Consider the following 25,251-nt stretch of genomic DNA (forward strand, 5'->3'; position numbering starts at 1 on the left):
TCAGCGCTGTTCAAAAGCGGCGAGGAACTGCACATCCTGTGCGGCAACCGACTTCATGTTCAGCAGCTCGATATCCGTTACCGACTGGTTGCCTTCCAACAGGCGGATTCGGTGTACCGAATCTGCGCCGAAGATTTCGATCGCCTGCAGGTATTTCTGCAGCCGTGCGGAGCGTGGGCGCAGGGACATTTTCCACTGCGGTACTTGCGGATCATCCACGTCCGCGGCGTAGCCGGCGTCGACATAAAAGGTCTGCTGCAGCGCCTGGAAATCCCCGTTCAGGATATGCAGCATCGGCTCCGCCATCTGCCGGGAAAACGCACTCGAAGTGGCGGCATCACTATTGCCACCCATCACGATACGCGACGGCACCGGCGCGGTGGTGTTCCAGCTGATCCCGAGTTCCTGCGACAGTGCGATCACGCCACTGGACTGAAGGGGCCTGGGCAGGTTCGGAAGAATTTTTTGCTGACGGAATTCCCCCAGCATCTGCGCCGGCTGCTGTAACTGTGCAGAAATCCGCTGTAACGCACTGCCGGTATCTGCCACCTCGGACTCGTTGCCTGCGGTATCCACTGACCGCGCAGGCAGAGCCGCAATACTGGCGCAAAGCAGCAAACCGATTGTGGAAACCACCAATGCGCTCTTCATGACAGCCCCAGCTTTTCCAGCAGGATGGACGGCGAGGCAAACAGCATTTCACCATTGCGCATGTCGACGGCGACCTGCATGGTGTGTCCCTTGGTCAGGCGCTCGCCGGTGTCCCGGTCAAATACCTGATAGACCACCTTGAGCCGGTTTTCATACTCAGCGACGTGTGCACTGATCCGCACCCACTGGCCAAAGCGCAGCGGCTTCACATAGCGCACATGCAGATCGATCACCGGCCACGCGTAGCCGGAATCGCGCATCTGGCGGTAGTTGTAATCGAGCTGGTCGAACAGCACGCAGCGCGCGATTTCGAAATATTTGACGTAATGGCCATGCCAGGCGATTTCCATCATGTCCACGTCGTGGAACGGAACCTGCAGCTCGGCCTCCGCACACCAGTGTTCAGGAACGTTGCGCTTAGTTGCCATGGTATAACCGCCAGTGACGCTTCTGGATCAGCGCGACGAAATTGCGCAGATCCGGTTCCAGTTCCCGATCCTGCTCCAGCAGTTCGAAAGAGGCTGCGACCTGCTGCAGTGTGGTGCGAACACCATCTGACAGCGTATTGAGATCGACCTCCGCGCTGCGCAGGCGCAGCTGCACGCCTTGCCAGGACATCATCAATGCAGCAGCAGCCACCTGCTCGGTGAGCTGCAAAACGCGGATGCAGTCGCGTGCGGCGATGGTACCCATGCTCACTTTGTCCTGGTTGTGACATTCGGTCGAGCGGCTGAACACGCTGGCCGGCATGGTCTGCTTGAGCGCTTCCGCTGTCCACGCACTGGAGCCGATCTGTACCGCCTTGAAGCCGTGGTTGAGTGGGCGACGATCGCCGGTGGCAGCGGTGAGGTTTGCGGGCAGGCCGTTGTTGAATTTGATATCCGCCAGCTGTGCAATCTGGCGATCGAGCAGGTCGGCAAGGTTGGCCACGGCATTTTTCAGGCAGTCCATCGCAAACGCGATATGCCCGCCATAGAAGTGTCCGCCGTGCAAAACCTGCTCGTTTTCGCCATCAATAATCGGGTTGTCGTTGGCACTGTTGAGTTCATTCTCGATGAACTGGCGCAGCCACGGCAGGGAATCCTGCGCGACGCCGATCACGTGCGGCGCACAGCGCAGGGAATAGCGATCCTGCAGGCGGCTGCTCTGCCTGGGCGCATTGCCCACGTTGAGGTCGTCGTGAATCCAGCGTGCGATCTGGTTCTGACCGGGGTGGGGTTTTACCGCGAACAGGGCGTTATCGAAGTGATAGGCGTTACCCTGCAGGGCCACACTCATCAGCGCGGTGATGCGCGCGCTCAGCTGGCACAAGTACTCGGCGCGGCTGTAGGCGAGGCACGCGAGGCCAGTCATCGCCGCGGTGCCATTCATGATCGCCAGGCCCTCTTTCGGGCGCAGCTTGAGTGGCGTTATGCCAAGCTCGGCAAATACATCAGCGGTCGGGCGCTGTTCGCCCCGGTGCCAGACGCGACGCTCACCGGCCAGCACTGCCGCCACATAGGACAGCGGCGTCAGGTCACCGCTGGCACCAACGGAACCTTCCTGTGGAATCACCGGAATCACATCTTTCTGCAGCAACAGTTCCAACTGCTGCAGCAACTGATAACGCACTCCGGAGCTGCCGCGGGCGAGGCTCGCCATGCGCGCGCCCACGATCGCGCGGCTCTGCTCCAGGGTAAACACATCCCCGAGACCGCACCCGTGAAAGGTGTACAGGTGGCGGGGAAGTTCCTCCACCAGGTCACCAGGGATATTCACCGTACAGGAATCGCCGTAGCCGGTGGTCACACCGTAGATAACGCCCTCCTGCTGCCACAGCTGGTCGAGGAACTGCACACCTTTTTCAATGCGCGCAATGAAGTGCTCGTCGGTGGAGAGTTTTACATCCGCTTTACCGCGGGCGATGGCGGTGATCTGCTCGATACTCAGCTCACTGCCATCGAACAGAACCGGCGTGCGTTGCATGACTGCGCTGTTCATAGGGCTTGGTTCCAGAAGGGATAAAAGTTGTACCACTGCAGCGGAGCTTTGCGGCAGTAAAATTCAAGGCGCTCGGCATAACAGGTAATCAGTTCGCGAATATGCGCTTCGCGATTGCCGCGCTCCATGATCACTCGATCGCAGAGCTTGTCCAGATAGATGTCGTAACCGCTATCACTGCGCAGGCAGAACAGCGTGTACACCGGGCACTTGAGCAGCGCACCCAGAATATAGGGCCCCTGTGGGAAAGCCGCGTCCCTACCGAGGAAGCGGGCGCTGCAGGTGCGGCCAACCGAATCGACCGGCGTGCGGTCACCCACGATTACGACAAATTCTCCGCGCGCCACCGACTCGGATAGCTGCATAGCCAGCGCCGGCGAAATTTCCGTTACCTGGGTCAGGCGCAGCTGGCTGCTGGGGTTCAGCAGCTTCATCATGCGATTGAATTTTTTCGCGTGCTTGGTATGTACCAGCACATTCACTTTCATGCTGGAGTGGAAACTGCCCAGCGCCCGGCAGACTTCCAGGTTACCCAGGTGCGAACCGACCAGTATGCCACCCTGCCCCTGTTCGGCGAGTGCATGCAGGTAAGCCTGGTTGGGAAAATTCATGCAGCTGCGGGGAATCCCCACAAACCAAGCCTCGAGCTTTTCCCGCGCGCTATCGGCAAAATTCAGGAAAATTCGGAATGCCGTGATCCAGCTGGATCGTACGTTGCTGTCCGGGTAGGTCGCGGCGAAGCGGTCGAGGTATTCTCGGATGGATCGGCGCCCGGCGGTATTCTTCAGGAAATAACACAGCACCACCGGATACACCGCGATCTTGAAAGCAATCGGTCCGAGACGGTGATGCAGCAGAAAAAGGAACCTGATGCCGAGGAAGAAACCCTGCTCCCGGTACCGCGACCAATGCAATGCGCTCATGCCACCACCTGTTTTTTACTGCGTCTGAACAGGCGCGCCAGCATGCCGAAAAACAGGCGCGTATGCATGGCCGAAATCAGCAGGTTGTCTTCAAAACCGCGAAAGTGGGAAACGCCATCAGTGGGATAGCAGACCTTGACCGGCAGCTGAATAAGTCCGTAGCCCCGCCAGTGCCAGCGCACCAGTACTTCCGGATCAAAGTCCATCCGGTCTCCGGTAAATTCTTCATCCAGCAGGGCGACCGTCTGCGCCAGCGGGTAGCTGCGCAGGCCGCACATGGAGTCGCGGATTTCAAATGAACGGGAATTGATCCACACCCAGATATGCGTCAGGTAGCGGGCAATAAAGCGGCCCATGGGTACCGAGCGGTCGTACACCGGGTAGCCGCAGATCAGTGCCTGCGGGTTGGCTGCACTCTGCTCGATAAACTGCGGGATATCCGCCGGATTGTGCTGGCCGTCGGCGTCCACCTGGATCGCGTGGCTATAACCGAGCCGCTGTGCTTCGCGTAGACCACTCTTTACCGCTGCGCCCTTGCCGCCATTTTTTTCCCGCACGACCAGATGCAGCCAGTCGGGCTCCGCAGCGGCGAGTCGTTTCAGTGTCTCCCGGCAGGCCTGGTCGCAGCCGTCATCAATCAGAACACACGGAATACCGAATGCGCGCAGGGAATCGAGGGTGCCGCCAATGGCACCCTCGTGATTGTAAACGGGAATGACAAAACATAAATCAGGCATGCTGGAAACTCAGTCGGCCGCTGCTGAACTCTTCGCTTTCCCAGAAAAAGCGGTAGTGCAAGCGCTGTTTTTCCTGATCAAAAATCAGCTCCAGTTCAGCCTGCTCTTCCGGCACCAGCAGCTGCTTGAACTTGATGTTTTCCATACCCGCGAAGGCACCGCAGACACCGAGTAGCGACCGGGCAAAATGGACGGCCCAGTCGATCTGTACCACACCGGGAACCACTGGCGCTGTTTCAAAGTGGCCCGGCAGGCACGGCAGGCTGTGCGGAATGCGCAGGGTGACCTTCGCGCAGCTTTGCGCGGGGCTATCCATTGCCAGTACCTGGGTGGATTCAACCTGCGGCAGCATGGCCTCCGGGGTATTGCTGCTGGCAGTGTCAGAACCCGCTACGTCGGAATTGGACTCGAAAGGCTGCATCAATAGTTCTCTTGGGCTTTTGCCCTGTTGGTTGACCGGAATGGCCGTCACAAAGCGCCAGGAACGCGGCAGCGCCACACCATCGAGATCCGGCGCCAGCCAGTGGCGGAGCTGTCGTACCAGGGTGGATTTACCGGTGTCGAGCAGCTGTGTTGTTCCGCTTTCTGAAAGAACCACAAGTGCACCCAGGAGATCGCGGCTGCGCTCGGTTCCTTTTGGCAGCACCAGTACTTTCGCTTCCGACACCAGCGGGTTGTTCATCAGCAGGCGCTCAACAAGGGACAGGGAAATGCGTTTCTCCTCGATTTTCGCAATCTGGTCCGCACGTCCCAGCAGTTCGAACTGCACGCCCTGCTGACGCACCCGATCCTGGCTGGAGAACCCATCCGGGATCCAGGGCGATTTGATCTGTAACAGTCCGTCGCTATCGACGCCGACCGTCACGCCCCGCAGTGGTGTCCACCAGCGATTGCCGTCATTTTGCTGGCGCCAGGCAATACCGCCGGTTTCGGTACTGCCATAAATTTCAGTCGGCCAACGGCCGGTCAGCCCAGCGATCGCCGCCGCATCTTCTGTGGCCAGCGGCCCACCGGAGGAAAAAATGGCAGCCAATTTTTGCGCCTGCTCCCACGGCCAGGATTCATTGCGGCGGCTCAGCTGGGCCGGGCTCGCAACCCAAATAGCCGGCGCAAATGGTTCGACATCTCTCAGCAGAGCTGCCACATCCACATAGGTTCGGGCAACAAACGGGCGCCCGGAAAAAACCGGCCACAGTACTTTGAACAGCAGGCCATAAATATGCTGATGACTGACCGTCGCCAGGACACAGGCATCTTTGGCAGTGGCGCCCCAGTGCTGCTCCTGTGCAGAGATTTCTTCGACAAGCTGTGGCAGGGTCTTGCCGATCCGCTGCGGTTCACCGCTGGATCCGGAGGTAAACAGCTGCAAGTTGCCGTTGAACGATTTCGGCACTGGCGACGCTGTGTCGGCGCACGCAGGCTCAAGCCGCAGCGCTGCCGAACCGGCACCAGGCCACTCGCCCAACCAGAGCACCACATCGGTCAATGCCCGGCTGGTTTCGCGTTTGTTGTTGGCGGGAATTACCAGATCCAGATCGCAGGCCAGGGCGGCAAAAAACCAGACGCAAAACTCGTAGGTGTCTGTACAGAACAGTGCAACGGCTGAACGCGCCTCCAGGGACGGCATTGACCGCAGGCGGGCGCAGGCCCAGCTCAGGTCTGCAGTGAACTCAGCCAGGCTGACGGGACGGCCACCCGCTGCAACACAGAAAAGGGCCTCGCGCGACGAATGTCCAAAAACCTCTTGCCACTGCATTGGTCACAACGCCTCATGCGCAGTGGCGCGTCGCACCCGGCGACGAACCACCCATTCACCGGCGAGCAATACGCCCATCAACAGGTAGGAAATCAGCCCGTTGTACAGTGTCCACAACTCGAGATCGGCGACCATTGCCGTGGCGGTGGCAACGCTGCCATTGAGCAGGAAAAAAACACACCACACGCCGGTTACGCGACGGGTGTAGGCAATACCGCTCGGCGGCAGCTCCGGTTCCTGAATGCGCGCGAGCCGCTCGATAATTGATTGCGGCTGGAAATAGAGGCTGCGAGCGAAGATCGCGAACATCACCAGATTGCAGAACACCGGATACCAGAGCAGCCCCGTGCTGTCGCCGCGCAGCCAGCTGGCCACGGACACTGCGAGCAGGATCGCAGCCAGCGCGCCGGCACCGATACGGCCACCGGCAGCGGATTTCTGAGTCGACATCATCAACAGGCGCAGTCCGGCTACCGCCAACAGGAGAGCGATCATGTAGCCGAATGGCAAGTACTGGATACCGAAATACACCGCCAGCGGGTAAGCGGCGACTACCAGCACCAGAATGAACTGCGCCAGCCTGGTCACGACTCAGCCATCACCTTTTCAATCGCAGTGACCACGTCGCCCACGGTGCGCACATTCTTGAATTCTTCCGGTGCGATCTTCCTGCCGGTCAGTTCTTTAAGGCGCACGATCAGGTCAACGGCATCGATACTGTCAATGTCCAGGTCATCAGACAGGTGCGCGTCTTCGCTAATGTCCGCTTCCTCGGCCTCGAACATCTCGACCAGAATTTCTTTCAGCTTGGAAAAAATCGCTTCTCTGTTTTCAAACATCGTGTTTCTTCTCTTACGCAGCCTGGCTGTCGGCAACAAACTTGGCCAGGTTATTCACACTGGCAAAATGTGTTTTGGTGTTTTCGTTTTCGGCATCGATACTGATGTTGTAGGTTTTCTGCAGTGCCAGACCCAGCTCCAGTGCATCGATGGAATCCAGTCCCAGACCATCGCCGAACAGGGCTTCATCCGCCTGGATATCTTCCGGGGTTATATCTTCCAGGTTCAGGACATCAATAATCAGAACCTTGAGCTCTTCGACCAGATTGCTCACGCCGCACACTCCTCAGTGAAATACGTCTTTAATTGATTGGTAATTTTTCGCGCTGCCAACGGCGTTTCCTGCAATTCCTTGAGCGGGATCAGCTGCTCCCCGGCGGAGACCACAAAATCAAAATGTGGCCGTGAAGCCGGGATGCTGTACCAGGGTACGTTCTTCATCAACATCGGTGGATTGCAGCGGATGGTGACCAGTGTCGGGGCCACTTTCGATCGCAGGGCCATATAGGCTGCCCCCCGCTGCAGGCGCATCGCTCTGCCCGGCACGCTGCGTGTGCCCTCAGGAAACAGAACCACGCTTTCACCCCGCTCCAGCGAGGCGGCAGCCATAGCAATGATTTTTTCCGGATCGTCATTGGGGATATATCCCGCAGTGGTCACGGCACCACGCATAAACGGATTGCGGAACAGGCTTGCCTTGACGATGCAGTTGGCATTGGGAATACGCGAAATCAGGAATACCACGTCGATCAGCGATGGGTGATTGGCCAGCACCAGCTGTCCCGGCCGCTGCAGCTGCTCCTCGCCCGCGATGCGATAGGTATAAATGCCGGTGATATGCATAAATCCTATAAACGTGCGGAACGCGCCCTGCACGATATCCCGGGCCTTGCGCTGGCGCACCGCGGGATCACGGTAAATCAGACGCAAGGGGGGGAACAGAACAAAGCGCAGCACCAGCCCGCCCAAACCAAACAGGCTGAAGGCCGTGGCGGTAGCAAGCAGACGCAGCCAGTAACGATCGGTTCGCTTCATGTCAACGCATCTCCAAGGCCAGTTGCCAGCCCTGCCCCAGTGACAAAGCGCCCTCGCCATCAACGAGAGCTCCTATTAATGGCAATTGGTATTCGGGCTGTTCGAAGGCCGACGGCGTCGTCGCTTGCGGGTTGTGAACCAGGCGTGCCGAGAATTCACCCTCTTTCCCATACGCGCCCCGCAGATGCAAGGTTGTAGCGCAGATCCGCTTTGGGCTTTCGGTGTTGTGCAGGTACAGCTCCGGGAGTGGTTCTTCGTAGAACTGCAGCAGCATTTCGGGTGTACCCTCGGCGAGCATGGCAGCCGCCTCCAGAAAACCGCCCAATAGGGGATACTCTCCACCGGCCAGCGCCAGTGCGGGAGAGCGTATACCGAGGGATATGGATAACTGGCCGACGATAGCGTTGTGCACCGAGAGGCCGAAGGCAGTGGGTGACAAGGGTTCCGAGGCGGCCACATCCTGCAGCAATGCATAGGTGCGCTGGGCTTCGCCGTGCACCGAACAGCAGAGTATCGGTATATCGCAGCCAGACAACAGCGGATACGCGGTTGCCATGGCGGCTTTGGAGAGCGGGCTCAGGCGACGGCGCTGCATCGCCGGAAGAAAGCTGGCATCAGGTATCGCCTGGTCGGCGAAACCCAGCTCGCCTCTACGCCAGCGCAGCCAATCTGTTGCGTCGCTGACGCCTGGCGCCCAGGCGCGCCATGCGGAAATCGTAAATTCAGACACCAGCTAATAAATGGAGACGAGCCCCACCCCTCTAAAAACAACAGGCGAGTCGATGTGAGCCCGGGCCACCGCATGCCTGAAAAAATTTTGCTTTGTTGTTATGGCGGCATATGCCACAGCGTCCGCTTGCGCGGCCGGAAATAGTACTCAAACTGACCAATATCTACCAGCCGCACAAAGGTTATTTGAACCAATTCTTGTTTGCCCAGTCAGTCAGATTTTCTGCTGTAGAGGTTCCCGAAGAAGTCGCCGCGATTCCAGCGCGGTTTTTTGTCGCCATCGGTCACTTCACGCGCAATCGCATAGTTCACCTCCGCGAATTGCTGTGCGGCCACGTAGTTGATCTGCGCATCCGCCTCATCCCCCGGGCGGTGATAGCGGGACTTCAGGAACGCCACCTGGGCCCCGGTGCCGTCGATCTTGTTATCCACAGCCTCGCGACCGGTAATCAGGTAGATCGCGGGCACACCCTGACGCACAAAACTGTAGTGATCACTGCGCACGAAGATCACCTGCTCCGGCATGGGATCCGGACTCAGTTTCAGCCCGGTGCGCTCGGCGGCGTGCGCGGCAGTCTTGCCAAGACTCGAGTGCTCGGCACCAAAGGCAATAACGTCGCGGAAGGGATACAGCAACATGGGCATATCCAGGTTGATGTTCGCCACCATCGCCTGGGGTGGCACCGGCGGGTGCTGGGCAAAGTAATCGGATCCCAGCAGCCCTTCTTCTTCCGCGGTGACGGCAACAAACAGGAGAGAGCGCCGCGGCGCCTGGCCGGATGCCTTGAACAGTCGCGCCACTTCCAGCATCACCGCAATGCCTGCGGCGTTGTCCTGCGCGCCATTGTTGATGCGGTCGCCGCCCTTGCCCCCGTCCGTACCGATGTGATCGAGGTGCGCGGAAAACACCACGTATTCATCCCTGAGTTTCGGGTCACTGCCCGGCAACAGCCCGACCACGTTGGGACTGGTGATGGTTTCATGACGGGCGCTGCTGCTGAGCGATGCGCTGTATGGCAGCGGGAAGCCCTTGGGAACCACCCCGTTGCGCATTTCCAGATAGATGGTATCGAGACTGCGGGGGGCACCGACAAACAGCTGCTTGGCGGCCGGCATATCGAGCCCCGCACTTATGCGCAGCCCTGGAATCGCGTTGCCCGGGGTGTTGTCGGCGCGCAGCCAGTCAAAGCGGGGATCCTGCAGGTGTGCCGCGGAGCGCGCAAATGGCCGGCGCGCTTCGCTCTCCGGGGTGTTCAGGGAGATAAAACCGATGGCTCCGTGACGGGCCGCCGTGTTCCGCTTGGTGCGGCCAGAAGCGTAGTGAGCCCCCACTTCACTGGGGAGGCGGGCCGGGCGCCCTTCCAGCACCACGACAATCTTGTCTTTGACATCCAGGCCGGCGTAGTCGTCCAGGCGGTAATCCGGGGCTTCGATACCGTAGCCAACGAACACCAGTCCCGCCGAGGCCGCAACCTGCTCGGCCACGGTGGGCGGCGCTGCAATGAAATCCTTTCCCAACTCGAAAGTGATATCGCCATCGCGCCCGTGCAACTCAAAAGTCGCCGGGTGATCGCCCCAGGTGGCCCGGCGGAAAGTCACCTGCTGCAGGTAGTCGGGGCCACCGGCAGCTTCCAGTCCGAGGGCGGCGAACTGCCCCGCCACATAGTCGGCAGCCTGGCGGTAGCCCGCACTGCCGGTTTTGCGACCACCGAGAGCGTCGCTGGCCAGATATTCCAGATGGGTGCGGATATGTGCACTGTCTGCACTGGGCAGCGGGAAAAACAGTGTGGTACTGCAGGCGGTGAGGGCGGCGGCAAGCAGTCCACCGCCGATAAGGCTGGTTATTTTCATCTTGGCCCCGAAACGCAATCTTGCGGTCAATCTGCGATGTGAGCGCAGCTTACCACGTTCCAATGACACGAAATGGTCACAAAGCGCCGTTGCGCCCGTTCAGCGTGAGCGCCGTTCTCCGGGACGGGGGCGTCGCAGTATCCGCGCGGCCTTGGGCATCAGTGGATCCGGCACAGGACGCGGCGCGTCAGGCGCCTCCGGCGGATACCGAACCGGTTGAATGGTGCGGATGAAGGTGCTGGTTACCGCTCGTTCGACTAGCTCGTGTGCACGGTCAGCACAAAAGTCGCCGTGCGCGCCGAGCATGTGCAGGAACGGCAATTGCAATAGCCTCTCGAAGTCCCCGACCAGCCAGCGCCGGCTGTTTTCCCGCGGTGGTGTCGCGCGCTGAAGCCAGGCAGTGGATACCTGCATGCCACGGTGTACACCGGTAATGCGCAACAACCACTTCCCCACCCAGCTGCATCTTTCCCAATCACGCCAGTACTGCAGCGCATCACAGGTCAGAAGCAGCCCGCCCGACAGGGGAACCAGCAGGGCCGCTTCCGGCAGGCGGCTGTTGCGGAACTCGAATACCCGTCCCCCCGGTATCGGGCTCGTCCCCTCCTCGCTCAGCAGCTGATCCGCCGGTGGCAATGGGTAGTGATCGGAGTGTGCCTGGCGCCAGAAGAACGCATTAAAGCGATCGCGATAATAGAGGTCATCACAGCCGTGGTAGTAACCGAGCCGCACGGCCTGGCGCACCCGCCCGAGGTCACACAGGCGCTCTTCCTCCCGGCGGCGCAGGCGAACCGGATTGACCAGTAGCAGGTCATCGCCGTAACGGACGATGCCCATGTTGCGATTCACCGTGATTCCAGGGCCCAGATGAGCGGTGCCTTTCACCATGAAGAAGTCCGGCAGAAGCTGCTGGATTGGCCCGTGAGGCTGTGGCGCCGGGTAAGCGATATGCATAAGTAGCGGCTAGGTGACCGATCCCTGTTGCACGCGGCGCCTTAAATGTAATGGAGGCGGTTACTGATGCCGTAGAGGATCTGCATCGCCTGCTCGGCGTCATGCTCTCTTACCAGTATGTGATCATGACAGTGGGCGGAAACCAGATGTGCCTGCAGGCCGGCGTCGGCAAGTTCCCTGACCACCGCCGCCGCGAGGCCCGGCACCGGCAGATACTGGGCAAAGCGCAGGGTAATCTGCCGATAGCCGCCCTCAACTGCGAGATTCAGCTCACTGGCGACCCGGGCCGGCAACAACGCACAGAGCCCCTCGCGCTCGCGGAATACACACAGGCATTCATCCAGCACTTCACGCAATTTGGCATCATCAAGCTGGCATAACACCAGCGCTTCGCGGTTCAGGACGGGCGTCAGCCGCTGTAGAAGGCGATCAATCTGTACCTGTGCGTTCATGGAGGTAACCCACCGTCAATGTGCGGACTTGCCGCGTTGTTTGGGAGATTTTCCTGTGGATCTGGCCTTGTCAGCGCCAGCTTTGCCGGGTTTTGCCTTGGTAGCTCTCGGTTCGGGGGAAGGCCCGAACTCCTCGCCGTCAAATTCGGGCTCGCCTTCCACCGGTGTGGTATCGACCAGCGGGGCATCGCGCACCGCCTCGGCCTCCCAAGTATCCAGTGCCGTATCCAGATCCCGCTCCAGCGCCATTTGGGGAAATGCCGGGCAAGGCGCATCTTTTTCCGGGTTGTGCCAGCCCGACAGCGGGGCGACAAATACCACCAGTGATTTATGCAGGTAATTGCGGCCGATACTGGCTTCGGTCCAGGTCGTCTGCCAGGCGTATTTGCCCTTGACCGCATAATCGCTCTCGTAGGATTTGAGCGTGAGGAAATAGGGATAGACACGGCCACCCCGACACACGATGCGCCGCTCGGTTCTGATATTGGCCATTTGCGTGAAGGGGTCGAAGTACCAGCGGATATCGTATCCGTAGGCAAAACGCATGTCGTCGCCATGGCGCGCGAAGGCATAGGATCGCCCGGTACCATCTGCATTCAGGCTCCAAACGTGCTGGGCCTCGCCGTCGCGGGAAATGAGCCAGTTGCCCACCCACTGATCGGCTTTGAGGCGGGATTCGACACCCCACTCCGGAAACTCTTCTGTACCGTCTGCTTCTGATTGGCGCCCGGCGTCGTGGGTATCGGTTGCCTGCGCCCTGCTGTTGCGGGGCTGCGGCTTCTCCCGGTTTGACGCGGCAGCCGCACCCCAGACGTTGAATGCAGTACAGGCCAGGGCAAGAACCAAGGGCGCCAGTAGCAGTGAGGGAATAAAGCGCTGCTGTATCACAGCCGTACTCCGGTATCGCTTTATTCTTCCATGAATCAGGTTGCGCTTGGCATTGCAGCGGGGAGCGCGTTCCTCGCGCCGCCCGGCAATGCGCACAGGCTTCACCACGGCATCTCAATTGGTGGTGGATGCGGTATGTTCAGGAACCTTGTGATCCTGATAAAGGTTGGGACATTCGGCGCCGTGATTGGGGGTTTCCCAGTCCGACAGGCGGCGCTGGAATGCGAGAATACCCCCGTTATGCTGGCGCCAGTGACGCCCATCAATCACGTTGAAGTCTAGGGTCACCGGGCTCCAGCCGGTAAATTGCGCATAAATCATGCCGCTGTTGCAGTGGAGGGTGCCGCCAGTGCGTATACGCACGGTATCCCCCTGGATACGCCAGGATATGGCAAAGCCGTGGCTGAGCTGGCCGTCGGCGCGGAAGCCGTAGGCGTAGCCGCTGCCATCGGCCTTCAGCTGCCACACCAGCTGCTCGTCGCCCTGCCCGACCACCAACCAGTTGCCGGCCCATTGTGTGGCGGCAGCCTGGTCGGCGGTCTGTTCCTGGGCAGACGCGAGCATGGGCAGGAGCATGAAAACGGCAAGCACCACTATGTAGGCGTGCAGCAGTGAGAGAATGACGGGGCGGAAGGACAACTGACGCAAAAACTTCATGCGGCACTCTTCTATGTTGGGTTCTACGACTGGCGGTTATTTGAACCGTCTAATTAAAAGCCTAGTCGTAAATCTCAACTGTGGCGGCGCATGCGACAATTTTCTTTGATTCTGCGCCAGCTGACACTATCTGCCCCCGGTGAAATCCGGATGGCGGAAATTATCCGCCAGATACACTCAGCGGCGCGACCACCGTCGAAGCCCTCGCCACAACAGGCCGCCCATTGCCAGTGCGAGCGCAAACAGAAGTGCCGCCCAGCCATAGAGCCCCGTTTTCGGTACCGGCTGCAGCGCCTCCCTCGCCCTCAGTAGCTCAGCCTGCAGGCGCTGGAACTTCTCGATCACCTCATTGGTCGGTGCCTCATCGAGAATCGCCTGCCGCAGCTCGAGCCACTGCTGATCCAGGCGCGCCGTCAATGCACCGTTGCGCTCTTCGAGCTCCAGCCGCGCTGGCGCAAACCCCTCACGCAGTGCCAGCATCAACTGGTGGTAGGACTCGGCGGCATCGCCAGCGCGGTAGCTGGTTTGGGCCAGCTGGATCAGGCCTGCAGCACGGGCCAGCGGATGCTGCAGGCGACGGGTGTATTCGGGGTTGGCCCGCCACCAGGTCAGCGCGGCCGCCGCCTCCGCCGGCAACTCCGAAGGGCGTGTGACCGCGATGCCCGGCAGCCCCACAAGTGCCGGGTACTGCTCGGCCAAGACCGCTTCCGGCATTTGCGCCGGTGCCGAAAAGCCGGCAACCAGTACCGCCAAAGCCCAGCGCTGGCGGCTGCTTAGATCGCCGTCGATGGCGTGGCCGTGGGCGTCGTTGCGGGTGGGATCGAGAGTGTTATAGAGGTCGTAGAGACTGAACCTGGCCATACGCTCGCGATTGCGCAGATCACTGCCGCTATCCGCTGCCGGTACCCCGCTCGCGCCATGGCAGTGCGCACAGCGCTCGGCATACACCGTCTGGACTTCTGCCGGCGATGGCAACATTTCTGCGGGCGAGCGCGGCAACTGGTAAAGGGCGGCGAGCCGATCCGCAGCGGTATTGGCGCGACGGCGCACACTATCGGGGCTATCCCGCTTGCCGATGGACTTTTGCAGCTCGTTGAGCGCTCCATCAAGCTGGGTGCGGCCCGGCCTGTCCGGCAACTGTTGCAGTAACGCCGCTGCGGTTTGCGCCTGCCGTTGCAACTGGCGGTACAGGCGCGGATCCCGCACCTCGCCATCCGCCACTGCGTCGGCGTAGTCCACCGCGATGTAGGACAGCAGGTTAATTGCGCGCTCGGCCAGCGCTTGCGGCTGTTCCTGCGCCCAAACAGAGCCTCCCCCACTACAGAGAATGAGCAACACGAGGCACAGCGAACTGATAAATTTTATGGCCATTGGTCTGTGGCGGGTCTTTTATCCGGTTCCTGATTTAGCGTAGCAGACAGGCAAACCGTGCCTTCAGATACAGAAAACCCCGCATAAGCGGGGTTTTTGTAAGCAGAGTAACGAACCTGTCAGCCTTTCTCGGCGCGCTCTTTGGCAACGAGGAAGTTGACGGTTTCCAGCATCATTTCCTGGGCATTGGTCTTGCCTTTGTATGCCGGCAGTGAAGTGCTCACACGGTATTTGCCTGCGACCACCATCTCCGGAGTGCCGGACAGCTGATAGGCACGCTGCTTCGCCATGCCCTGCTTGACCTTGCTGTTGATTGCGAAGGAGTTCATCAGTTTTACGGCTTTGTCACCGTCAGCACCGTTTTCGTTGAACAGGGCCGCGATCGCGGCATCGTCAGCTTTCCACTCGCGGCCATCGCGCTCGGCAAACATTTTGCGCTGCTGGGCGATGGAGCTGAAGATCGGCGTGTGCACTTTGTCCAGCACACCCATGGCATCAGCCACATAGAACAGGCGGGCGTGCACTTCCATGACCGGCTGCCAGATCGCCGGGATTTTCTTCAGGGCAACGTCACCGGGGATATCTTTCTGCCACTTTTTCAGTGCCGGCTCAAAGTGATAGCAGTGTCCGCAGCCGTACCAGAACAGCTCGGTGACCTCGATCTTGCTGTCGTCATCCTGGGAAACCGCCTGCGGCAGCACCTGATAGTGCTGGCCGGCAGAGATGGAACCTGAATCCTGGGCGCAGGCTGCCAGACTCAGCAGCATGGTCAAGAGTGCAACAACGGCTCTCATAATGTGTACTCCGTACTTTTATTCTTGAATCCGGCACCGGTTGCCGGGCAAAAAGCGTTAACAGGTCTAATGTAGACAGCGGGGATTATTGAAGTTCCCCTGCAGTGAAGCAACCCGTCGGTGATGCTCCGAAAATGAAAAGGCCGGTCTGTGACCGGCCTCAACACTGGCGTGCGCCTGATCAGTCAGTCAGGCCAGCTACGTAATTGGCAACCGCCTTGATCTCGGCGTCAGACAGCTGCTTGGCCACAGTGCGCATGATGCGGGTATCGCCATCGTTTGCACGGGTACCGGCGCGGAAGTCTTTCAGCTGTTTCTCGACGTATTCGGCATACTGGCCGGAAAGGCGCGGATAACCGGCCGGCGCATTACCCTTGCCCGACGGAGAGTGGCAGCCCATGCAGGCGGGCACACCAGTAGCGCTGTTGCCCGCGCGGAAGATCTCCCGGCCAAGCGCCAGGCCATCAACGTTGTCACCGTTATTCAGCATCACCGAGAACGCTTCAGAGCCGGAAAGCTGGATATTCTGGCTGGCGAAGTAGGCAGCGATATCCGCCATGTCCTGATCGCTCATGTTATCCAGCTGGCCGACCATCTGCGGAACCACCCGGGCGCCGCTCTTGATGTCGTGGATCTGCTTGAGCAGGTACTTTTCCCCCAAGCCTGCGATCTTGGGGAACGCAGGTGCCGGGCTGTTGCCATCGGCGCCGTGACAGGCCGCACAAGCGGCAGACTTGGCCTGACCCGCGCTGGCATCTCCGGCAGCGTGCGCCATCTGTGCGATTGCTACCATCCCCAAAGCCAGTGCGGCCTTCTTTATAATGCTGTTCATACGTCGTCCTGTTGCGCGCTGAAATTTTGCATCCGATCCCCGTCACCGATGCCTTATTGAGCAACGGAGACGCCAAGTATCCTCAAATCCGACCCCGGCAAGACGTCAGGAGTGAAATGAGAGGTACCCAAAACCGCGGCATTATATACTTGCGCGCCATTCGAGTGTACCGGGAAGGGTCATGTCTGAATCCAATGTAGAACGAATCAACTACCGCCGCGCCGAGTTTCTGACCAGCGCACCCACGCTGGCGGAATGTCCGGAAGATTTCGGCGCCGAAGTGGCCTTTGCCGGGCGCTCTAACGCCGGCAAGTCCAGTGCCATCAATGCGCTTACCGGCAATAACAAGCTGGCGCGCACCTCCAAGACCCCGGGGCGAACCCAGCTTATCAATTTTTTCTCGCTGGGTGAGCACCAGCGCCTGGTAGACCTTCCGGGCTACGGCTACGCCAAGGTAGCGCGCTCGATGAAGGACGAATGGCAGCGGCACCTCGCATTCTATCTCGAACAGCGCAAGTGCCTGAAAGGTCTGGTGCTGCTGATGGATATTCGCCAGCCGCTGAAGGAATTCGACCAGCAGATGCTCAACTGGGCGGTCAGCTCAGGCCTGCCCGCCCATATCCTGCTGACCAAGTCAGACAAACTGAAAAATGGACCGGCCAGCAATGCCCGCTTCGCGGTGGAGAAATCCCTCAAGGAGCTGCAGCTCGACCGCGGTGTGACGGTACAGAACTTCTCTGCCACCAAGCAGCAGGGGCTCGACAAACTCGAAAAACAGCTGAACCAGTGGCTGTCTTTGACGCCGGATCAGGGAGAGGCTGCGGAAGCGCCGGCAGACGGCGACAACCGCTGACAGGCATCCAGGCGGCTACTAGCCGCCTGGCCCGGCTTCTTTGAGGCTTTCCAGCAAGATACTGCGCAAAGCGCGGTGGGCAGCCGGAGTGAGCCCCCGCAGCTGCTCGGCGGTGAGTTGGCGGCGGGCGATCAGCGAGACGAGAACCCGCTGGCGTATCTGGATTGTCAGGTAACCGTCAGACGACATGGGCGCTTCCCTCCTTCCACGTCTGGCCACTGGTTCTTCAGTGCAGAATTCGATCCGGATTTTCGTGTTGTGCCCCAGTGGCCGCGATCCGGGCATTCGGCGGCATTCCCTCTGCGGTATACAGTGTTCGCAGGCAATCTGCGGTCAACTGATAGTGCCGTTTGTCCGAGAGTTCGCTTGCGAGGCGGGAACTGGAGCCAACCAAAATGTAATTGGCCAATCCGCTCTCGCCCCGGCGCCGGTACGCCTCGATCAGCAGTCGCGCGCTGTCCGTAAAACGCAGCGCGGACAGCGCATAATCCGGGGCGCGCTCGCCCAGCAGGTAGCTGGCCAGTTCAAACGCACAGCCCAGATACGGCACCGCTTCCGCGAACGCCTCACGCTCACACAGCTCAGCACCGCGCTCTGCCCAATCCGACCACGCCCGGGTGGCCCGTTTTAAATCGCTGGTGAGCCACTGGCGGTGGTTGGCACACAAAAATCGCAAATTCACGGCAATCTCCTCAATACTTTCCATTGAGGTTAATGCGATCAATTATCATTTGCAATTGGTTCGGTGCGCGATGGCTGATTGCCCCGCCAACTTTGGACTAGACTGAATAGGAAGCAGGCAACAGCTTCGCACAGGCAAAAAAAAGCCGGCAGATTGCAGCTGCCGGCCAGGGGTCAGTGCCCTTGGGGATGGGCACTTGGGAGACGCGCCCAGGGGGACGGGCACGCCTTTGGGTTCTCACCCAAATTCCACTGCATCCGATGCACTTCATTCAGTACAAAGACTAAGATGAACCGTCTAGGTTCCCCACTCTTATTTCCAAATTTCGGACACCGCAACTCTATCCCACAAACCCTTTTATTGCGGGCAAAAAATTCTCGTTCTGAGACTTTCGTCGTCGAACAGCGGTAAAAAAGTCGACGCCCGCACGGATTCAGAAATCCGCAGCGGACAAATTTCAGCCAAACATGCAAAAAATTTCCGTCACCAACCCCGCGGGGATGGCAATCGACGAAACCGACAGGCAAAAAAAAGCCCCGATTGGGGTAGCTCGGGGCGAGGGGCTTCTGACTAAGCTTTGGGGATGATGTTGCAATTCAACGATCTTGTTTGTTAGAGGAACCCCGCCAGCGTTGGTTCCCCAGCATCCGGATTTTTTTCAAAATATTTGCCGGGCCAAAATCGACCCGTTACTGCCCCCGTCGGCTACCGCGGCAAGCCCCTTTTCCGCCCCGGGTATCAGTGGGCTTCGTCCCAGTTCTTGCCCTCTCCGAGATCCGCGATCAGTGGTACATCCAGGTTCGCGGCAGCCTGCATGAGCTCCGGTATCGCTTTGACCACCCGCTCGCGCTCACTGGCGGGTACCTCTAGCACCAGTTCGTCGTGCACCTGCATAATCAGGCGAGTTTGCATTTTTTCTTCCAGCAGCCAGCGATCTACGGCAACCATTGCGCGCTTAATGATGTCCGCGGCGGTGCCCTGCATCGGCGCATTGATCGCGGTGCGCTCAGCGGCCTGACGCTGCATGCCATTTCTGGAATTGATTTCCGGCAAGTACAGGCGTCGCCCGTACAGGGTTTCCACATACCCCTTGTCCGCGGCCTGCTTGCGGGTGTTTTCCATATAGGCGAGCACACCCGGGTAGCGCTCGAAATAGCGGTCGATATAACTCTGCGCATCTGCGCGCGGAATATCGAGCTGTTTCGCCAGGCCAAACGCGGACATACCGTAGATCAGGCCAAAATTGATCGCCTTCGCCCGGCGGCGCTGTTCATCGGTCACTTCACCTACCGGCACCTCGAAGACTTCCGCTGCCGTTGCACGGTGGATATCCGCCCCTTCCGCGAATGCGTCGAGAAGGCCTTTATCGCCGGACAGGTGCGCCATGATGCGCAGCTCGATCTGCGAATAGTCTGCGGCCACAATGACGCTGCCCCCATTGATGCGCGGATCTGCCACAAATGCCTGGCGGATACGCCGGCCCTCTTCCGTGCGAATCGGGATGTTCTGCAGGTTGGGATCGCTGGATGACAGGCGACCTGTTGCGGCAACCGCCTGGTGATAGGACGTATGTACGCGGCCGGTGCCGGGATCAATCATCTGCGGCAACTTGTCGGTATAGGTGTTCTTCAACTTGGCCATGCCCCGGTACTGCATGATCAATGCCGGCAGCTTGTGTGACAGCGCCAACTCCTGCAGTACCGGTTCGGCTGTGGACGGCGCGCCCTTGGGGGTTTTCTTGATGACCGGGATGTCCAGCTTTTCGAACAGGATGGTGCCCAGCTGCTTGGTGGAACCGAGGTTGAACTCCTCGCCCGCCTCGTCGTAGGCCTGCTGCTCCAGCTCACGCATCTTCTGCTCAAGCTCGATGCTTTGCTGCTTCAGCATGGCCGCATCAATGTAGGCACCATTGCGCTCGATCCGGGCCAGCACCGGCACCAGGGGCATCTCGATTTCATCGAGCACCTTTTCCAGGCTCGGTTCTTTGCCCAGGCGACCGCTCAGCTCGCGGTGCAGGCGCAGGGTGATGTCCGCATCCTCGGCCGCATAGGGGCCGGCCTTGTCCAGTTCAATCTGGTTGAATGTCAGCTGTTTGGCACCTTTACCCGCAATATCCTCGAACTTGATCGTGGTTTCGCCGAGGTACTTCTGTGCCAGACTGTCCATATCGTGGCGGCTGCCGGTACTGTCGAGTACATAGGACTCAAGCATGGTATCGCGCTGGATACCCCGCAGGGCGATGTCGTAATTGGCCAGGATGTGGCTGTCGTACTTCAGGTTCTGGCCGACTTTCTTGTGCTGCTCACTTTCCAGCAGTGGTTTCAGTTTTGCCAGTGCCGCATCAAAGTCGAGCTGCGGTGGTGCACCCATGTAGTCGTGCGCGAGGGGAACATAGGCTGCCTCACCGGGTTCCACCGCGAAGCTCACCCCGACCAGTTTCGCCTGCATGTAATTGAGACTGGTAGTTTCTGTATCGAATGCGAAAATCTCCGCCGCCTCCAGCTTCTGCAACCACTCATCGAACAGCTTTTCATCCGTGATGATCGAATAATTGCGCTCCACGGCCACCACTTCGGCAGCGGATGCTCCATCGCCATCACTCTCCAGCTCATCAAGCCAGCCGCGAAATTCCATTTCAGCAAACAGCTGCCGCAGTTTGTCCAAATCCGGCTCGGCGTTGGCCAGCGACTCCGGGTGGCAGTCCATTTCCACATCCGTTTTGATGGTGGCAAGCACGTAGGACATATCCGCAGCGTCCTTGTGCTCGGCCATCTTCTTGGCCAGGGTCTTGGAACCCCGGAATCCGAGAGGCGCAATGGCATCCAGGTCGGCATAGATGTCTTTCAGGCTGCCGAGATTCTGCAGCAGCGCCAGCGCAGTTTTCTCGCCGACACCGGGCACGCCGGGAATGTTGTCCGCCTTGTCCCCCATTAATGCGAGGAAATCGATGATCAGTTCCGGTCCAACGCCAAACTTCTCTTTCACCCCTGCCACGTCCAGTTCGGTATTGGACATGGTGTTTACCAGTGTCACACCGGGGCGCACCAGCTGGGCCATGTCCTTGTCGCCGGTGGAAATGATCACTTGCATGCCCTGTTCGGCGGCCTGCAGCGCAAGGGTGCCGATCACATCGTCCGCCTCAACCCCGTCGATCACCAGGCGCGGCAGCCCCATGGCGTCGATGATGTCGTGAATCGGCTGTATCTGGGCGCGCAGGTCATCCGGCATCGGCGGGCGATGGGATTTGTATTCGGCGAATAGTTCATCGCGGAAGGTCTTGCCCTTGGCGTCGAAAACAACAGCCACGGTGCTGTCCGGATGCTCCTTGAGATGGCGGCGCAGCATGGAAATGACGCCGCGCACTGCTCCCGTGGGCTGACCAGTACTGGTCGCCAGGGGCGGCAAGGCGTGAAAGGCGCGATAGAGATAGGAAGAGCCGTCCACCAGGATCAGTGGTGCGGCGCTGGAGGCGTTATTACTCATAAATATCCGATTTGGCTGCGGTTCTTTGATCGTTTGCAGAGGCCGACAGGATAACCGCGATTGCCAGTTCGCGCTCGGTCGAACGCCCGGAAAGGTGCGGTCATCGCAGTGTCATCCCACACACCGTCCGGCCTTCTATGCTCAATCTGAGGCCGGCTCACCGTGTGATTACGGCGAGAGGCAGTGGGATAGAGGTAGTGAGGATCGAGACATGGAAGCGCGTTCGATTGCTGGTCTGGCACTGATTGCAGCATTGGCTGCAGGCCCAGGCATAGGGCAGGTTTCGGGTCAGGCGGAGGCAGATTCCGCCCAGTTACCGGGCCCAATGGAGTATCTGCAGGTGTGGGGAGAAGCCCTGGATGACGCGATCTTAGGCAGTGCACAGGAGCGCCACAAGGCGTCGCTGGCCCAACAGCTAAAGCGCCAGCAACAACGTTTGCTGCGCGAACACCAACAGGCGGAGATGGAGCGCTTCCGCGCCGAAAGGGAAGCGGCAGTCGCTGAGCAGCTGCGCCAGCAAAGCGAACAGGAAGCAGCGCGCTCTGAGGCACTGGAGCGCCAGCTGGAAGAACAGCGTAAAGCCAGTGAGCAGGAGACGCAGGAACCCACCTGAGTTGCGCATCCGGGAGGCAGCGCGGCGCGTCCATTCAGGGTGACGCTGGAGAAGGGTTCGGAATCACCGGCGGTCACAAAAGGTTCTAGCCACTGTTACTGCGCGGCAATACCGCAGCGCTTCAATTACGCGGCCCGCCTCCGGCGCCCTGCCGGTGGCAGGCAAACGACCCGTTTCAACTCAGGAATCAGCCAATGAAAAGGATTTTCATCGCTACCATGTTGAGTGCCGTCGCGGCTCTTCCCGTCAGCGCCGCATCGCTCTCCCAACCGACACCCAAGGCTCCCGAGTGGCAGCCGCCAACACTCGAGACGGTGCCGCCAACGTGGCTCGGCAAGCGCCCGACCAGCGATGGGGACAGCGATGTCGCTATGGAAAAGCGCCACCGCCAGCTCGAACTCCTGCAAAAACAGGCGCAAAAAGCCCGCGCACGTGAGGCAAAGCTGCGCAAGCTGCAGATCCTGCCTCCAACCCAGTCTTAGTCCTTCTGGGATCCGGGACTGTCCGGTACGCGAGACAGGCACAGGCGCGCATCAGCCAGCAGCTTTTCCATCAATTGCATATAAGTAGATTGCGCCGGCAGATCTATCCCCAGGGGATCCAATGGCTGGTAATCCAGCCCCAGGTGTTCGGCGGTCTGGCGATCCCGCGCATTTGCCGGCACCTCGCCAAACAGGCAGCCGCGGACGCCCCCGCCGGTGTTCACGGCCGCCCCCTTCTCCAGCATCGTACGCGCACCATGCTGATGGCTGGCGGCAGTGCCAAGGCTTTCCACGGCAACCCCGGCGGGGCCGAAAAAGTGGCCGTAGGCCTGGTGAGTGGTGACAATGGGGACATCGCGGTAGGCCCAGAGTGCGCGATCCTGAACCTTCTGCAGGTTAGCCATGGCGCGGGAGAAATCCCTGGCCCGCTGCCGGTAGCTTTCGGCCAGTCCGGGGTTAAGTTCCGCCATCCGGGTTGCTATATGCGCCGCCATCACCGCGGCATTGCGCGGCCGCAACCACAGGTGCGGATCGGCCGAATCCCCGCCCTCATATTCGTAGCCGCCTGCGGAGAGTAACTCGAGCTGCCTGTCCTTAGGCACCTGTGTCATCTGGCGGGCCAGCACTGCTTCCATGGCCGGGCCCATCCACACTACCACTTGCGCGTGCTCGATCGCCGCGCGATCCGTTACTTTCGGCGCATAATGGTGCGGGTCGCCACTGCCCACCAGCTGCACGATTTGTGTGCCATCACCGACGATTTCCCGTGCAATCATTGCAATGGGTTTGATACTGACGACAACTGGGGACGATTGACTGCGTGCTGACTCTGGTTGGTTGTTGCTATCACAGCCAGAAACCAGCAGCAATGTGAGGCTGTACAGGAGGAAGGGGTGCCTGAGCAGGCGATGGAAAAATATCGACATGGGTACCAATGATCTCACAGGCAGCCAATTCTAGGAGATTGCCACTGCGCTGTTCAGAAAAAGAAGTGCGATATAATCATACCCGGCTTACACTCGCCAGCCGTTCGCCAGGGCACATAGCAAAGCGGCCCTTTCACATACCCAGAATACGATGAAATGGAGTTCTCCCTGAGTTCATCAGAGCCTCTCATCCGCGCCCAGGCGCTCGGCCTCGAACTCGATGGCCGCCAGCTGCTGCGTGACATCACCCTGGAATTGCAGCCCGCCGAGATTGTCACCATCATCGGGCCTAATGGCGCGGGAAAGACCACCCTGCTGCGCCTGTTGCTGGGCCTGACCAGGCCCACGTCCGGTTCTGTGCAACGGCGCCGCGGCTTGCGTCTGGGGTATATGCCACAACGCCTGCAGATCGATGCGACCATGCCGATGACTGTAGATCGCTTTCTGCAGCTGGGTATAGAAGGTGTCAGGGTGTCGGATGCGCTGGCACGCGTGGGTGCTGAGCAACTGGCGGGTGCCCGGCTGGCCGACCTTTCCGGCGGTGAAATGCAGCGCGTGCTGCTCGCGCGTGCCGCCGCGCGCAAACCCCAGTTGCTGGTTCTCGATGAACCGACCCAGGGCGTCGATGTGGGCGGACAGAGTGAGGTCTATCAGCTGATCGCCCAACTGCGCGATGAGCTGCACTGCGGCGTTCTGCTTGTTTCCCACGACCTGCACCTAGTGATGGCCGCCACTGATCACGTCTTGTGCATCAACCAGCACATTTGCTGTTTCGGCCACCCGGAGCAGGTCAGTCGCGACCCGGCATATCTGGAGTTGTTCGGCGACAAGGTGGCCCCGTACACCCACCAGCACAACCATCACCACGATCTGAGTGGGGAAGTTGTCGACGATTGCTGTCACCAAAGTCACCACCACGAGCAAAAGGGCAAGCCCAACCCGTGAATGATTTGACCCAGCTGCTGCACTCTCAGTTTCTCTGGTACGCCCTGGCCGCCGGCCTGCTGGTCGCTCTCGTCAGTGGCCCGTTGGGCTGTTTCGCGGTGTGGCGGCGCATGGCTTATTTCGGCGATACCCTGGCACATTCTGCCCTGCTCGGTGTGACCCTGGGGTTTGTCCTGCATATCCAACCCACACTGGCAGTGGGCGCCAGCAGCTGCCTGCTCGCGCTGCTGCTCGTCTACCTGCAGCGGCACCAGCATCTGTCAGTGGATACGCTACTCGGCATCCTGTCCCATTCCATGCTCGCGCTCGGCATCGTGACGGTAAGCGTGCTGGACATCAATGTGGATCTGCTGTCGCTGCTGCTGGGAGACCTGCTGGCGGTATCCACCCAGGATTTGCTGCTGATGACGGTGGCTGCCGTTATCATTGCCCTGCTTATGCTGTGGTTATGGCCAAAACTTCTTGCATTCACTCTGCATGAAGAACTAGCTGCGGTGGAAGGTATACCGGTTGAAAAGATTCGCCTGGCACTGATGCTGATGCTGGCATTGCTGATAGCAATCGCGATGAAGGTGGTCGGCGTGCTGTTAATAACAGCGCTGCTGATTATCCCTGCGGCAACCGCACGCCGGCTTTCCCGCACACCGGAGCAGATGGCCGTCTATGCTGCGGCCATTGGCTGTCTCGCCGTACTGATGGGCCTGGCGGCGTCGGTACTTTGGGACTCACCTGCGGGCCCGTCCATTGTATTGGCCGCGGGATGCCTGTTTCTTTTCGGCCAGCTCATTCAAGGCGAGCGTACATAAACGAATGCTCAG

28 protein-coding genes are annotated in these 25,251 nt (G+C 59.7%); 5 read left to right on the forward strand and 23 right to left on the reverse strand.

The window, feature by feature from the left end; translation table 11 throughout:
* The 19 genes from ACNKU7_RS10385 to ACNKU7_RS10475 all read right to left on the reverse strand — a co-directional run bounded on the left by ACNKU7_RS10385 (position 1) and on the right by ACNKU7_RS10475 (position 16,449).
* Positions 1–651 carry an outer membrane lipoprotein carrier protein LolA gene (locus ACNKU7_RS10385; protein WP_418296914.1) on the reverse strand — a complete coding sequence of 217 codons (651 nt, stop codon included), beginning with the start codon at positions 649–651 and terminating at the stop codon, positions 1–3.
* Entirely contained in the window at positions 648–1,079 is a 432-nt protein-coding gene (locus ACNKU7_RS10390; RefSeq protein WP_418296915.1) for an acyl-CoA thioesterase, read from the reverse strand. The genes ACNKU7_RS10385 and ACNKU7_RS10390 overlap by 4 nt, the downstream gene beginning before the upstream one ends.
* Positions 1,069–2,631, reverse strand: a complete 1,563-nt coding sequence (locus ACNKU7_RS10395) for an HAL/PAL/TAL family ammonia-lyase (protein WP_418296916.1) — start codon at positions 2,629–2,631, stop codon at positions 1,069–1,071. The genes ACNKU7_RS10390 and ACNKU7_RS10395 overlap by 11 nt, the downstream gene beginning before the upstream one ends.
* Entirely contained in the window at positions 2,628–3,554 is a 927-nt protein-coding gene (locus ACNKU7_RS10400; protein WP_418296917.1) for an LpxL/LpxP family acyltransferase, read from the reverse strand. Before ACNKU7_RS10400 ends, ACNKU7_RS10395 begins: the two co-directional genes overlap by 4 nt.
* Positions 3,551–4,291 (reverse strand): glycosyltransferase family 2 protein, encoded by a 741-nt coding sequence (locus ACNKU7_RS10405; protein WP_418296918.1) that lies wholly within the window; start codon positions 4,289–4,291, stop codon positions 3,551–3,553. The genes ACNKU7_RS10400 and ACNKU7_RS10405 overlap by 4 nt, the downstream gene beginning before the upstream one ends.
* Positions 4,284–6,047: an ApeI family dehydratase gene (locus ACNKU7_RS10410; RefSeq protein WP_418296919.1), complete on the reverse strand. Its 1,764-nt coding sequence runs from the start codon at positions 6,045–6,047 to the stop codon at positions 4,284–4,286. The genes ACNKU7_RS10405 and ACNKU7_RS10410 overlap by 8 nt, the downstream gene beginning before the upstream one ends.
* Positions 6,048–6,050: 3 nt before the next feature.
* Positions 6,051–6,635, reverse strand: coding sequence for a COG4648 family protein (locus tag ACNKU7_RS10415; protein ID WP_418296920.1), 585 nt, complete (start codon positions 6,633–6,635; stop codon positions 6,051–6,053).
* Entirely contained in the window at positions 6,632–6,886 is a 255-nt protein-coding gene (locus ACNKU7_RS10420) for an acyl carrier protein (protein ID WP_418296921.1), read from the reverse strand. Before ACNKU7_RS10420 ends, ACNKU7_RS10415 begins: the two co-directional genes overlap by 4 nt.
* Before the next feature lie 13 nt (positions 6,887–6,899).
* Entirely contained in the window at positions 6,900–7,160 is a 261-nt protein-coding gene (locus ACNKU7_RS10425) for a phosphopantetheine-binding protein (protein ID WP_418296922.1), read from the reverse strand.
* The gene (locus ACNKU7_RS10430; RefSeq protein WP_418296923.1) at positions 7,157–7,921 is read right to left on the reverse strand and encodes a lysophospholipid acyltransferase family protein; all 765 of its coding nucleotides are present in this window, start codon (positions 7,919–7,921) and stop codon (positions 7,157–7,159) included. The genes ACNKU7_RS10425 and ACNKU7_RS10430 overlap by 4 nt, the downstream gene beginning before the upstream one ends.
* Position 7,922: 1 nt before the next feature.
* Entirely contained in the window at positions 7,923–8,651 is a 729-nt protein-coding gene (locus tag ACNKU7_RS10435) for a beta-ketoacyl synthase chain length factor (protein WP_418296924.1), read from the reverse strand.
* Positions 8,652–8,860: 209 nt separating this feature from the next.
* A complete protein-coding gene (locus tag ACNKU7_RS10440) occupies positions 8,861–10,501 on the reverse strand; it encodes a M28 family metallopeptidase (protein ID WP_418296925.1) in 1,641 nt (546 codons plus the stop codon).
* A 99-nt stretch (positions 10,502–10,600) separates the two neighbouring features.
* Complete coding sequence (locus tag ACNKU7_RS10445) at positions 10,601–11,455, reverse strand: hypothetical protein (RefSeq protein ID WP_418296926.1); 855 nt, start codon at positions 11,453–11,455, stop codon at positions 10,601–10,603.
* Positions 11,456–11,496: 41 nt separating this feature from the next.
* Entirely contained in the window at positions 11,497–11,907 is a 411-nt protein-coding gene (locus tag ACNKU7_RS10450) for an ACT domain-containing protein (RefSeq protein ID WP_418296927.1), read from the reverse strand.
* Positions 11,908–11,922: 15 nt separating this feature from the next.
* Positions 11,923–12,795: a hypothetical protein gene (locus tag ACNKU7_RS10455; RefSeq protein WP_418296928.1), complete on the reverse strand. Its 873-nt coding sequence runs from the start codon at positions 12,793–12,795 to the stop codon at positions 11,923–11,925.
* A 114-nt stretch (positions 12,796–12,909) separates the two neighbouring features.
* Positions 12,910–13,452, reverse strand: a complete 543-nt coding sequence (locus ACNKU7_RS10460; protein WP_418296929.1) for a hypothetical protein — start codon at positions 13,450–13,452, stop codon at positions 12,910–12,912.
* A 177-nt stretch (positions 13,453–13,629) separates the two neighbouring features.
* Positions 13,630–14,823, reverse strand: coding sequence for a hypothetical protein (locus ACNKU7_RS10465; RefSeq protein ID WP_418296930.1), 1,194 nt, complete (start codon positions 14,821–14,823; stop codon positions 13,630–13,632).
* Positions 14,824–14,942: 119 nt separating this feature from the next.
* A complete protein-coding gene (locus tag ACNKU7_RS10470) occupies positions 14,943–15,617 on the reverse strand; it encodes a thiol:disulfide interchange protein DsbA/DsbL (protein WP_418296931.1) in 675 nt (224 codons plus the stop codon).
* Positions 15,618–15,798: 181 nt separating this feature from the next.
* Positions 15,799–16,449, reverse strand: a complete 651-nt coding sequence (locus ACNKU7_RS10475; RefSeq protein ID WP_418296932.1) for a c-type cytochrome — start codon at positions 16,447–16,449, stop codon at positions 15,799–15,801.
* A 181-nt stretch (positions 16,450–16,630) separates the two neighbouring features.
* Between ACNKU7_RS10475 and yihA the strand changes: the two genes are divergently transcribed.
* Positions 16,631–17,302: a ribosome biogenesis GTP-binding protein YihA/YsxC gene (yihA, locus tag ACNKU7_RS10480; RefSeq protein WP_418296933.1), complete on the forward strand. Its 672-nt coding sequence runs from the start codon at positions 16,631–16,633 to the stop codon at positions 17,300–17,302.
* Positions 17,303–17,320: 18 nt separating this feature from the next.
* On the opposite strand, the gene ACNKU7_RS10485 is transcribed toward yihA, so the two are convergent.
* The 3 genes from ACNKU7_RS10485 to polA all read right to left on the reverse strand — a co-directional run bounded on the left by ACNKU7_RS10485 (position 17,321) and on the right by polA (position 21,467).
* Positions 17,321–17,491, reverse strand: coding sequence for a hypothetical protein (locus ACNKU7_RS10485; RefSeq protein ID WP_418296934.1), 171 nt, complete (start codon positions 17,489–17,491; stop codon positions 17,321–17,323).
* Positions 17,492–17,528: 37 nt separating this feature from the next.
* Positions 17,529–17,984 (reverse strand): hypothetical protein, encoded by a 456-nt coding sequence (locus ACNKU7_RS10490; RefSeq protein WP_418296935.1) that lies wholly within the window; start codon positions 17,982–17,984, stop codon positions 17,529–17,531.
* Between the two features lie 738 nt (positions 17,985–18,722).
* On the reverse strand, positions 18,723–21,467 hold the full coding sequence (gene polA / locus ACNKU7_RS10495; protein ID WP_418296936.1) for a DNA polymerase I: 2,745 nt from the start codon (positions 21,465–21,467) through the stop codon (positions 18,723–18,725).
* Positions 21,468–21,678: 211 nt separating this feature from the next.
* On the opposite strand from polA, the gene ACNKU7_RS10500 reads away from it, so the two are divergent.
* The gene (locus ACNKU7_RS10500) at positions 21,679–22,080 is read left to right on the forward strand and encodes a hypothetical protein (protein WP_418296937.1); all 402 of its coding nucleotides are present in this window, start codon (positions 21,679–21,681) and stop codon (positions 22,078–22,080) included.
* A gap of 194 nt (positions 22,081–22,274) precedes the next feature.
* Entirely contained in the window at positions 22,275–22,562 is a 288-nt protein-coding gene (locus tag ACNKU7_RS10505; RefSeq protein ID WP_418296938.1) for a hypothetical protein, read from the forward strand.
* Here the strand turns inward: ACNKU7_RS10505 and ACNKU7_RS10510 are convergent.
* Positions 22,559–23,506: a metal ABC transporter solute-binding protein, Zn/Mn family gene (locus tag ACNKU7_RS10510; protein ID WP_418296939.1), complete on the reverse strand. Its 948-nt coding sequence runs from the start codon at positions 23,504–23,506 to the stop codon at positions 22,559–22,561. The genes ACNKU7_RS10505 and ACNKU7_RS10510 overlap by 4 nt on opposite strands.
* A 138-nt stretch (positions 23,507–23,644) precedes the next feature.
* Between ACNKU7_RS10510 and ACNKU7_RS10515 the strand changes: the two genes are divergently transcribed.
* On the forward strand, positions 23,645–24,433 hold the full coding sequence (locus tag ACNKU7_RS10515; protein WP_418296940.1) for an ATP-binding cassette domain-containing protein: 789 nt from the start codon (positions 23,645–23,647) through the stop codon (positions 24,431–24,433).
* Positions 24,434–24,438: 5 nt separating this feature from the next.
* Positions 24,439–25,239, forward strand: a complete 801-nt coding sequence (locus tag ACNKU7_RS10520; protein ID WP_418297102.1) for an iron chelate uptake ABC transporter family permease subunit — start codon at positions 24,439–24,441, stop codon at positions 25,237–25,239.
* Positions 25,240–25,251 lie beyond the last annotated feature (12 nt).

It is taken from the genome of Microbulbifer weihaiensis, assembly GCF_048323715.1.
GTDB lineage: Bacteria > Pseudomonadota > Gammaproteobacteria > Pseudomonadales > Cellvibrionaceae > Microbulbifer.

Bases quoted from the DNA above. Each gene is read 5' to 3' on its own strand.
- ACNKU7_RS10385 (WP_418296914.1), bottom strand. From the start codon at position 651: ATGAAGAGCGCATTGGTGGTTTCCACAATCGGTTTGCTGCTTTGCGCC.
- ACNKU7_RS10390 (WP_418296915.1), bottom strand. From the start codon at position 1,079: ATGGCAACTAAGCGCAACGTTCCTGAACACTGGTGTGCGGAGGCCGAG.
- ACNKU7_RS10395 (WP_418296916.1), bottom strand. From the start codon at position 2,631: ATGAACAGCGCAGTCATGCAACGCACGCCGGTTCTGTTCGATGGCAGT.
- ACNKU7_RS10400 (WP_418296917.1), bottom strand. From the start codon at position 3,554: ATGAGCGCATTGCATTGGTCGCGGTACCGGGAGCAGGGTTTCTTCCTC.
- ACNKU7_RS10405 (WP_418296918.1), bottom strand. From the start codon at position 4,291: ATGCCTGATTTATGTTTTGTCATTCCCGTTTACAATCACGAGGGTGCC.
- ACNKU7_RS10410 (WP_418296919.1), bottom strand. From the start codon at position 6,047: ATGCAGTGGCAAGAGGTTTTTGGACATTCGTCGCGCGAGGCCCTTTTC.
- ACNKU7_RS10420 (WP_418296921.1), bottom strand. From the start codon at position 6,886: ATGTTTGAAAACAGAGAAGCGATTTTTTCCAAGCTGAAAGAAATTCTG.
- ACNKU7_RS10430 (WP_418296923.1), bottom strand. From the start codon at position 7,921: ATGAAGCGAACCGATCGTTACTGGCTGCGTCTGCTTGCTACCGCCACG.
- ACNKU7_RS10440 (WP_418296925.1), bottom strand. From the start codon at position 10,501: ATGAAAATAACCAGCCTTATCGGCGGTGGACTGCTTGCCGCCGCCCTC.
- ACNKU7_RS10445 (WP_418296926.1), bottom strand. From the start codon at position 11,455: ATGCATATCGCTTACCCGGCGCCACAGCCTCACGGGCCAATCCAGCAG.
- ACNKU7_RS10450 (WP_418296927.1), bottom strand. From the start codon at position 11,907: ATGAACGCACAGGTACAGATTGATCGCCTTCTACAGCGGCTGACGCCC.
- ACNKU7_RS10460 (WP_418296929.1), bottom strand. From the start codon at position 13,452: ATGAAGTTTTTGCGTCAGTTGTCCTTCCGCCCCGTCATTCTCTCACTG.
- ACNKU7_RS10465 (WP_418296930.1), bottom strand. From the start codon at position 14,823: ATGGCCATAAAATTTATCAGTTCGCTGTGCCTCGTGTTGCTCATTCTC.
- ACNKU7_RS10470 (WP_418296931.1), bottom strand. From the start codon at position 15,617: ATGAGAGCCGTTGTTGCACTCTTGACCATGCTGCTGAGTCTGGCAGCC.
- ACNKU7_RS10475 (WP_418296932.1), bottom strand. From the start codon at position 16,449: ATGAACAGCATTATAAAGAAGGCCGCACTGGCTTTGGGGATGGTAGCA.
- yihA (WP_418296933.1), top strand. From the start codon at position 16,631: ATGTCTGAATCCAATGTAGAACGAATCAACTACCGCCGCGCCGAGTTT.
- ACNKU7_RS10485 (WP_418296934.1), bottom strand. From the start codon at position 17,491: ATGTCGTCTGACGGTTACCTGACAATCCAGATACGCCAGCGGGTTCTC.
- polA (WP_418296936.1), bottom strand. From the start codon at position 21,467: ATGAGTAATAACGCCTCCAGCGCCGCACCACTGATCCTGGTGGACGGC.
- ACNKU7_RS10500 (WP_418296937.1), top strand. From the start codon at position 21,679: ATGGAAGCGCGTTCGATTGCTGGTCTGGCACTGATTGCAGCATTGGCT.
- ACNKU7_RS10505 (WP_418296938.1), top strand. From the start codon at position 22,275: ATGAAAAGGATTTTCATCGCTACCATGTTGAGTGCCGTCGCGGCTCTT.
- ACNKU7_RS10515 (WP_418296940.1), top strand. From the start codon at position 23,645: ATGGAGTTCTCCCTGAGTTCATCAGAGCCTCTCATCCGCGCCCAGGCG.